The sequence below is a fragment of the Frankia sp. CcWB2 genome (assembly GCF_977927585.1).
In genome coordinates this window covers 1,883-9,470 of the sequence record NZ_CDWRCM010000121.1, presented here as the reverse complement: position 1 = coordinate 9,470, position 7,588 = coordinate 1,883, and the positions used below count along the sequence as shown (strand labels likewise).

Genomic DNA, 7,588 nt, shown 5'->3' with positions numbered 1-7,588 from the left:
CGGACTACTCGCACGCCTCGCGTCGGCACCCGAAAATCCTGGCGAGCAATGACCGTTTTGGCGACGGATCAACGATGAACGACGCCTCCGGCGCCCAGAAACCGCCGTTCTTGCGCCGGCGGCACGGGAAGGACGATGAACAGCAATCCGACCGCCACCCGCTGGTCGCACAAAAGAGCGCAGGATTCACAACTCCGGACGGTACTCGCACCCGGCATCGCGGCCGGATGGTAAGAAAATCACTTACAGGACAGGTGCGACGTGCTTCGATGCGAGGGGGGTGCACGGCGCATGATTACTCGGCAGCGGATTCCCGCGGGACCTCCGTCCAGCGACCGCCCCGATGTCGGCGACGCGGCTGTTTCGCCCGGTGGCGCGGCCGAGGGCAGGACGCTGCCCGCAGCCGGTGGGGCGGGCCCCCGGGGGGTCGAAGAACAGCGACGGGGGTGGGACGCGTGGCGACGACCGGCCCGACCTACGCCGGGTTCTCGCCGATCCCGACGAACCCGTGCTGTTCTTCCAGCCGATCGTGGATCTGCAACGGGGGGTCATCGCGGGGTATGAGGCGCTCGCACGCTTCCACAGCCACCCGGCCCACCCGCCCGACCTCGTCTTCGCCGAGGCGGACCGGCTCGGGCTCGCGGCCCAGTTGGAGGCCCGTGTCCTCGCCGCCGCGCTGGAGGCGCGTGACCGGCTTCCCGACCGCTGCTTCCTCGCGGTCAACGTCCTGCCCCATCTGCTCACCACACCAGAAGTCACGGCAGTCTGGCAGCGCGCGGACCTGCGGCGCCTGGTCCTAGAACTCAACGAGGCGGTCGACCTCGACGCCACCACCGGCCTGACGACCACCGCGGGCGCACTGCGCAACCTCGGTGCGTTCGTGGCGATGGACGACGTCGGCTCGGGCTACGCCGGGTTGCGGCAGCTGGCGCGAATCCGCCCCGACTTCGTCAAGCTGGACCGCTCGCTCGTGGTCAACGTGGACGACGACCAAGTCAAGATCGCCCTCACCGAGCTGGTCGGCACCTTCGCCAGCCGGCTCAACGCCTGGGTCATCGCGGAGGGGGTCGAGCGGTTCGACGAGCTCGGCATGCTGGTCGCGCTGGGGGTTCCGCTCGGCCAGGGATTCCTGCTCGGGCGTCCCTCCCGGGACTGGCAGCAGCTCGACCCAACCGTGGCTCGGCGTATCCACCAATTCTCGGAACGCAGCAACCACGCCGCGAGCATCGAGAGCCTGATGGAACAGGTCACGATCAGCATAGGTGAATCCGGTCGGTGCGCCATGTCCGCGGACTGTCCGTCCTGTCCCATGAGCGCCGCCCGGAACCGGGACGGTCTCGCGGCCGGCGATGATTCGGCCGGACCGGACGGTGACCGGGCGCCTCGAGCCACCATCATCGTCTCCAACCGATGCCGACCGGTCGCCCTGCATCTGTCCGGCGGCCCGGGCGGCGGCACGGAACCGCGCCGTGTTCCCACGACGCTTTTCGCGCGGCTCGAGGAGCCGGTGACCGAGGTCGCGCGTCGAGCCATGACGCGGGCCCGGGCCAGCCGATTCGATCCCGTGATAATCGTGACCGAGATGGGGCGCCCACTCGGCCTGGTACGGATGGAGCGGCTGATGCTACGGCTCGCGGAAATGTCCACATGAGGCGAAACCATTATTGGACCGCGCAGGCGCTCATGTCGCCGAGCCCAGCGACCAGGAGTCATTCCGCGTCGGCAGAGATCACCGTCCGGCGCCCGAGCATGAAACAATTCTACTGTGGTGCGATCATGCACGACTGCGAGACGCGCATCGTCGCCCCCACCGAAGACGATCTTCTCCGTTCCGTCGACACCCACGCGCGAGTTGATCATGTTATGACGGATATCCCGGAGTCGATGCTGGACGAGGTCCGCCAGAATATCCACGACGTGGGACCGGCGGACCGCCACGACTAACCAGCGATACCAGCGCCACCACCACGACCAGCCCGCGCGGGCACCAGCCGAGGCGAGGGACACCCGCCGGTTCTCCGCTGGGTGCCCTCGCCCGACACGACGGGCAGGCAGGCGCGTGTCAGCCGGCCAGAGGCGTGGCCGCCGGCTGTGCCTCGTCCCCTGACGTCCGCGCGGCGGGCACCGAACGGTCCCGGGCAGCCCGGTTCACGGCACTCACCACGGCCCGCAGGGACGCCGTCACGATGTTGGCGTCGATCCCGACTCCCCAGAAGATCCGGTCGTCGACAGCCGCCTCGAGGTACGCGGCCGCTCGCGCATCCGCTCCCGAGCCCAGGGCGTGCTCGTTGTAGTCCAGGATCCGCACGGTCAGATCGCGGCTGGCCAGCGCCGCGACGAACGCGTCAATGGGGCCGCTGCCGGTTCCCGTGATCACCGTGTCGGCCCCCCCCTGGAAACGGACCGAGACGGAGACCTCGTCCCGATCGCCCGACGCCGCCGTCGTCCGGGAGCCCAGCAGCTCAAGCAGGCCGGACCCCTCCGCGCCGTCCAGGAAGTACTCGCCGCGGAAAATCGTCCAGAGTTCCTCGGCCGTCACCTCGCCGCCCTCGGAGTCGGTGTGGCGCTGCACGACACCGGAGAACTCGATCTGCAGCCGGCGCGGCAGGTCCAGGGAGTGCTCGGACTTCAGCAGGTATGCCACCCCTCCCTTGCCGGACTGACTGTTCACCCGGATCACCGCCTCGTAGGAGCGGCCGACGTCCTTCGGGTCGATCGGCAGGTAGGGCACCTCCCAGCGGATCTGGCCGGTGCGCTCCATGGCCTCGAAACCCTTCTTGATGGCGTCCTGATGGGAGCCGGAGAAGGCGGTGTAGACGAGGTCGCCCCCGTAGGGATGACGGGGATGGACGGGCAGCTGGTTGCAGTGCTCCACCGCGCGTCGGATCCCGTCGATGTCCGAGAAATCGATCATCGGGTCGATCCCCTGCGAGAACAGGTTCATCCCCAGCGTGACCAGGCAGACGTTCCCGGTCCGTTCCCCGTTGCCGAAAAGGCAGCCCTCAACCCGGTCGGCGCCGGCCAGCACACCCAGCTCCGCAGCGGCGACCGCGCAGCCCCGGTCGTTGTGCGGGTGCAGGGACAGCACGACGGCATCCCGGCGGGTCAGGTTCCGCCCGACCCATTCGATCTGGTCGGCGTAGACGTTCGGGGTCGACATCTCGACCGTCGCCGGCAGGTTCAGCACGACCGGATGCTGCGGGGTCGGCGCCCACACGTCCATAACCGCCTCGCACACCTCCACCGCGTAGTCGAGTTCGGTGCCGGTGAACGACTCCGGGCTGTACTGCCAGCGCACATCGGTGCCGTCCAGCAGTTTCTCGGCGTACTGGGCACACCACCGGGCGCCCTGCACCGCGATCTCGGTCACCCCAGCCCGATCAAGACCGAACACCACCCGCCGCTGCAACGTGGACGTCGAGTTGTACAGGTGGATCAGCGCCCGGTCCGCGCCGACCAGCGACGCGGCCGTGCGCTCGATCAGATCCTCCCGCGCCTGCGTCAGGACCTGGATGACGACGTCGTCCGGGATGCGATCGGATTCGATCAGCTGCCGGATGAAGTCGAAGTCGGTCTGGCTGGCCGCCGGGAACCCGACCTCGATCTCCTTGTACCCCATCGCCACCAGCAGCTCGAACATCTGCATCTTGCGGGCGGGGGTCATCGGGTCGATCAGTGCCTGGTTACCGTCGCGCAGATCGACACTGCACCACTGCGGGGCACGAGTGATCGTCTGCTCGGGCCAGGTCCGGTCGGGAAGTGAGACGGGGACGAACGGACGATACTTCTCGACCGGCATGCCGGACAGCTGCTGCGTGGTCATTCCTGCTCCTGCTTCCTCGAAAGAGTCCCCCGCGACCGTGATCACACGGTTCGCGACGGGGGTGACTGGATGCCGGAGAATCAGCAGAGGAGCGTCAGGCCGCACCTGGACGCTGGACCGCCGTGATGGCGAGGATCCCGACGCTGACACACGAAAACACCGCGACGGGGAAGCCAGCTCAGGTATCAGGCCCCGCCGCGGCGGCTAAGGAGAAGCAGCGCACGCATCGCGCACCAACGTTACCGGATGTTCGGCCGACCGCGAGGAAACTCAGGTGCTGCGACGGCGCCGGGGACACGGGACGGACCGCTGCGGGGCCGCAGGTCGCCGGTGCGCACGGTGCACACGGCTGCGTGTGCACCGTGCTGCCAGCTGGGTTCGGACGGGTAGATCGTGCCGGCGGTACGGTGCGGAGTGCTGTCGACGGCTCCGGCGAACTCGCGCAGTGCTCCGGCACATCGCTCGTCCGTCACCTCGGCGATCGCCGACGCGCCAGGCCAACGCTGGAAGAGCACCGCCAGGTCGACCATCCGGGTGACCTCGTCGATGTGGGGCTCCCCGCAGCTCACCCGGACGGGCACCACCGGATCGACCGAGGCGAGCGAGCCCGCCGGATAGGGGGTCCAGTTCAGGCAGTCACCCGGCCGCAGGGCCGCGAGCAGGTCCGGCCTGAGCCCAAAGCCGGCGGGGGGACCGGTCAGCGCGCCGGTGGCAGCCGGTACGGCGGTCTGCCTGGTGGCGGCCACAGAGGACCCCGACGACGTGGTCGGCGCCAGCCGTGCAGCGGTCGGACTGGTCCGGTTCGCCGTCTGCCGCAGGGCGACGACGGTGATGGTGATCATCCCGACGATGATGGCCAAGAACGTGACCATCCTCGCGATCTGGCGGGGGCGGCCCGGCGGTCTGGGCGGCGCCACCAGCCGATGGAAAAAGCCGGGCAGACCCCGGGGAGCTGGGACGACCTGACAGCGACTGGAAGCCGGCCGGCCGTGCTGCCGGCTGCGCTCGGCCGCGGACGGTTCGAGAAACCGGGCTCCGCGGACGAATCGCTCATCCAGGCGAAGCCCCTCGAACGGGTCCTGATGCCGCGACGCCATACTAGCCATGGTAAACCCGACACCACGACTACGGCGCGCGTTCCACGGAAAGATCACCTGGATCACGTCCCCACGCCACCGCCACCCGTACCCAATCGACCGCCTACCGTTGGATCGCCCGCAGGTGTCCCTGGTAAACCCCATCCAGCCCAGGTAATCCACGGCAACCCGAGGAACACCCCGGACCGCCGAAGGCCCCCACGGCTCCCCCAGGAGTCATTCGCTGCTGATGCTCACGGCCCTGGCGTAGGACGCGCCGATGATCTTCGCGATCTCGGCCAGGATGTCGGGGGCGACCGCGTCGTCGAGCGACAGCGACATCAACGCCTCGCCGCCGGCCTGCAGGCGGCTGACCTGCGCACTGGCGATGTTGATGTGCGCCTCGCCGAGCAGGGCACCGACCGCGCCGACGATCCCCGGCCGGTCCTCGTAGCGGAAGAACGCCAGATGCGCCTCCGGCCGGATGTCGACCTCGAACCCGTCGATCGCGGTGATCTTCTCGACCTGCCGCGAGCCGACAAGCGTGCCGCTCACCGATACGGGCGTGCCATCGGCGAGGACTCCTCGCACAGTCACGAGGTTGTGATAGTCGGGGCTGTCCTCGGCGGTCTCCAGGGCCACGTCGACCCCGCGCTCCTTGGCCAGCAGCGGTGCGTTGACGTAGGTGACCTGCTCCTCGGTCACATCGGTGAACACGCCCTTGAGCACCGCGAGCTGCAACACCGAGACGTCGTGCACGGCGATCTCGCCGCGCACCTCGACGGTGATCGCCGCGGCCAGGCTGCCCGCGAGGCCGGAGAAGAGCTGCCCGAGCTTCTCCGCGAGCGGAAGACCCGGCCGGAGGTCCTCGGCCACGACGCCACCGGCCTGCACGTTGACCGCGTCAGGCACGAACTCGCCCTGCAGCGCCAGCCGCACCGAGCGGGCGACGGCGAGCCCGGCCTTGTCCTGCGCCTCCTGGGTGGACGCGCCGAGGTGGGGGGTGACGACGACGTTGTCGAGCCCGAACAGCGGGGAGGCCGTCGTGGGCTCCTTGGCGAAGACGTCGATGCCCGCGCCGCCGACCTGACCGGAGCGGACCACCTCGGCAAGCGCCGCCTCGTCAACAAGGCCGCCGCGCGCCGCGTTGACGATGATGACACCGGGCTTGGTCCGGGCCAGCTCGTCGGTGCCGATCAGACCGAGCGTCTCCGGCGTCTTGGGCAGATGAATCGTGATCATGTCACTCTGCCGAAGCAGCTCGTCGAGGTCGACGAGGGTCACGCCGTGCTGCGCGGCACGGGCCACCGACACGTACGGGTCGTAGGCAATGACCTTCATCCCGAAGCCGGCGAGCCGCTGCGCCACGAGCACGCCGATCCGCCCGAGGCCGACGACGCCGGCCGTCTTCTCCACGAGTTCGACACCGACGTACTTCGAGCGCTTCCACTCGCCGCCGCGCAGTGCCTCGTTGGCCGCGGGAACCCGCCGGGCGACGGCGAGCAGCAGCGCGATCGCGTGCTCGGCCGCACTGACGATGTTCGACTGCGGCGCGTTGACCACCATGACACCGCGCTGGGTGGCGGCGGCGACGTCGACGTTGTCCAGCCCGATGCCGGCCCGGGCGACGACCTTGAGCTTTCCCGCGGCGGCGAGCACCTCGGCGTCGATCTTGGTGGCCGACCGGACGATCACGGCGTCGACGTCGGCGATGGCGGGCAGCAACGCGGACCGGTCGGCACCGTCGACGTGACGAACCTCGAAGTCCCCGGACAGCACCTCCAGCCCGGCCGGTGAGAGCTCCTCGGCAACGAGTACGACAGGCACTGGACCTCTCCTAGCGACCTCGGGTCAGACCGGGAGGCGACGCGGAACGAGGCGTGATCACGTGGCCTTCGGCCTGGCGATGATGAACGTGGATACTGCGGGCACCGCACGACGCGGCGGGCCCAGCCTACCGACGCCCGCCGTGGACTCCGAACCCTTTCCGCCGACCGACGGCGACGGCGTGCCCGGCACCGGGACGGAGACGGCACGCACCTGGGGACGGCACGCACCCGGGGACGGCGGCAGCGCACCACGGCCGCCCCCGAGAGGGCACGATCCGCCCGACGACCCGCGGGATCTACCTGGCGATCCAGGACATCAGGCGATCCAGGACATCATCGGCCGGAGCTTCGCACCGACCTGCTCGATCGGGTGCTGCTTGCCCTCCGCCACGAGCTTGGTGAAGTTCGGCCGACCGTTGTCGTCCTCGGCCACCCACTCACGAGCGAACGTGCCGTCGCGGATCTCGTCAAGGATCTTGCGCATCTCGGCCTTCACCGCGGGGGTGATGACGCGCGGGCCGCGCGTGACATCGCCGTACTCCGCGGTGTCCGAGATCGAGTACCGCATCTGGGAGATGCCGCCCTCGTACATCAGGTCGACGATGAGCTTGAGCTCGTGCAGGCACTCGAAGTACGCGACCTCCGGGGTGTAGCCCGCCTCGACGAGGGTCTCGAAGCCGGCCTGCACGAGCGCGCTGGCGCCGCCGCAGAGCACGGCCTGCTCGCCGAACAGGTCGGTCTCGGTCTCCTCGGTGAAGGTGGTCCTCAGCGCACCGGCCCGAGTGCCACCGATGCCCTTGGCGTAGGCCAGCGCGACGGCCAGCGCGTTGCCGCTCGCGTCGGCCTCCACCGCGACGAGG

Annotated in this window: 6 protein-coding genes and 1 pseudogene; 2 read left to right on the top strand and 5 right to left on the bottom strand. The window is 69.4% G+C overall.

All coding sequences use genetic code 11. The features are described 5' to 3' along the window. Positions 1-406: 406 nt before the first annotated feature. Together ACY45C_RS13695 and ACY45C_RS13690 are read left to right on the top strand one after the other, a co-directional pair. Positions 407-1,651 carry an EAL domain-containing protein gene (locus ACY45C_RS13695; RefSeq protein WP_462187995.1) on the top strand — a complete coding sequence of 415 codons (1,245 nt, stop codon included), beginning with the start codon at positions 407-409 and terminating at the stop codon, positions 1,649-1,651. A 98-nt stretch (positions 1,652-1,749) separates the two neighbouring features. After that, positions 1,750-1,944: a DUF1059 domain-containing protein gene (locus ACY45C_RS13690; protein ID WP_462187994.1), complete on the top strand. Its 195-nt coding sequence runs from the start codon at positions 1,750-1,752 to the stop codon at positions 1,942-1,944. Between the two features lie 118 nt (positions 1,945-2,062). Here ACY45C_RS13690 and leuA read toward each other — a convergent pair whose 3' ends face one another. From leuA to ilvC, 5 genes and pseudogenes are all read right to left on the bottom strand, one after another. Next, positions 2,063-3,823: a 2-isopropylmalate synthase gene (gene leuA / locus ACY45C_RS13685; protein WP_462187993.1), complete on the bottom strand. Its 1,761-nt coding sequence runs from the start codon at positions 3,821-3,823 to the stop codon at positions 2,063-2,065. A 239-nt stretch (positions 3,824-4,062) separates the two neighbouring features. After that, the gene (locus ACY45C_RS13680; RefSeq protein WP_462188000.1) at positions 4,063-4,695 is read right to left on the bottom strand and encodes a septum formation family protein; all 633 of its coding nucleotides are present in this window, start codon (positions 4,693-4,695) and stop codon (positions 4,063-4,065) included. A gap of 138 nt (positions 4,696-4,833) precedes the next feature. Beyond that, positions 4,834-4,920: pseudogene (locus ACY45C_RS13675) on the bottom strand (SCO2583/SCO2584 N-terminal domain-containing protein); the annotation flags it as partial. 216 nt (positions 4,921-5,136) lie between these two features. Continuing rightward, a complete protein-coding gene (serA, locus tag ACY45C_RS13670; RefSeq protein WP_462187992.1) occupies positions 5,137-6,726 on the bottom strand; it encodes a phosphoglycerate dehydrogenase in 1,590 nt (529 codons plus the stop codon). A gap of 318 nt (positions 6,727-7,044) precedes the next feature. Beyond that, on the bottom strand, positions 7,045-7,588 hold a 544-nt coding region (gene ilvC, locus ACY45C_RS13665), incomplete at its 5' end, for a ketol-acid reductoisomerase (protein WP_462187991.1).

Bases quoted from the DNA above. Each gene is read 5' to 3' on its own strand.
- leuA (WP_462187993.1), bottom strand. From the start codon at position 3,823: ATGACCACGCAGCAGCTGTCCGGCATGCCGGTCGAGAAGTATCGTCCG.
- ACY45C_RS13690 (WP_462187994.1), top strand. From the start codon at position 1,750: ATGAAACAATTCTACTGTGGTGCGATCATGCACGACTGCGAGACGCGC.
- ACY45C_RS13680 (WP_462188000.1), bottom strand. From the start codon at position 4,695: ATGGTCACGTTCTTGGCCATCATCGTCGGGATGATCACCATCACCGTC.